The 1,431-nt window shown below is 79.1% G+C and carries 1 protein-coding gene; it reads right to left on the bottom strand.

All coding sequences use genetic code 11. From position 1 onward, the window contains the following. Window positions 1-19: 19 nt before the first annotated feature. Entirely contained in the window at window positions 20-940 is a 921-nt protein-coding gene (locus tag C6N75_RS28840) for a DMT family transporter (protein ID WP_105871793.1), read from the bottom strand. Window positions 941-1,431: the final 491 nt, after the last annotated feature.

The raw sequence follows: 1,431 nt of genomic DNA, 5'->3' as shown, positions 1-1,431 counted from the left end.
CCCGCCGCCTGGCCACCCGTCACCGCCGGGCCTCCGCCTCCACCGGCGGCGGCAGCGGCGGCGCCGGCCGGGTCGGGGCGGCGGGCCGGCGGCCCGGCAGGGAGACGGCGACCAGACCGGCGAGCAGGACGCAGGCGCCCGCGGCGGCGAGCGGGGCGGGCCGCTCCCCGAGCAGCGCCACCCCCAGCACCGCGGCCACCAGCGGCTCGGTCAGGCTGAGCGTGCCGGTGGTGGCCGCGCTGAGCCGGCCGACGCCCCGGGTGAACAGCAGATACCCCAGGGCCGTGGTCGCCAGCGCGAGCCACCCCACCAGCCCGGCCGTCCGCCAGGCGGCCAGCCCCTGCGGCGCGATCAGCAGCGCGGGGGAGACCAGCAGCCCGGCGCACAGCACGCTCACCGGGGCCGCCGTCGACAGGTCCCCGCCCCCCGCGCCCAGTCGCTTGGTCGCCGCGATGTACACGCCGAACGACGCCCCGGCCACCACGCCGTACACCACGCCGAGGACGTCGGTGCGTGCCCCGCTGCCCGGCAGCAGGAGCAGCACGATGCCGGTGACCGCGCACGCGGTGCCCGCCGCCCACCGCGGGGAGGTCCGCTCCCCGGCGAGCAGCCGCCCGCACACCCCGCTGACCACCGGCACCGTGCCGAAGGCGACCGCCGTGGCCAGCGCCGCCCCGCACCGCTCGACCGCTTGCAGGAAGCACACCTGGAAGCCGGCCGTCACCAGGACGCACACCCCCAGCCAGCCCCGCGTCCCGCGCCCGGTGAGCGTCCGCAGCCCCGCCGGACGCACCGTCAGCGCCGCCAGGACCGCGCCGCCCAGCAGCATCCGGGCGGCTCCCAGCGCCGCCGGGTGGACCCCCGTGTCCGCCCAGATCTGCGCGGGCCCCACCGTGCCCCACAGCACCGCCGCCGCCACCACCGGTACCACCGCGTTCACAACCGTCCCCCTCGTTCCCGCCTGCGACGACCCGCCCCGGGCCGCCTCGCCGAACCTAGCCCGGCCGGGCTCCCGGCCCCTCTAGGCCGAACCCATGAGAATCGCCCCTCTCCGCGGGCGGATCCGGTGTCTTCGCACCACACCGGCCGACCCGGCGGACCGGCGGCCCCCGGCCCGGCGCCGCGCCCGACGCTCGTGCCAGCGCCGCACGCCCGTGGGTACAACCCGTGTCTATGACGTGGTAACGGGCATCGCCCAGGGCGCGCCGCCAGGTTCCCCCTGCCGTCCGCGGTGAGCGTTCCGCGGACGGTGGAAGCCGTCGGCGGCCGCGCCCGGAACAGCGCGCGCCTCCGTCCCGGCGGCCTCACCTCGACGCAGGAGCGCTCTCACCGCATCCCGATTCGCGCCACCCCTGTCGACGCCCCGCCCCGAACCGCCCGTTCCGGCCCGGAGCCCGCACGGCCCGCCCGACCGGAAGCGCACCCTCCGCC

This window comes from Streptomyces solincola, assembly GCF_002982015.1.
Classification (GTDB): Bacteria; Actinomycetota; Actinomycetes; order Streptomycetales; family Streptomycetaceae; genus Streptomyces; species Streptomyces solincola.
Note: the sequence above shows the minus strand (reverse complement) of the source record. Positions and strands in the feature narration are given on the sequence as shown.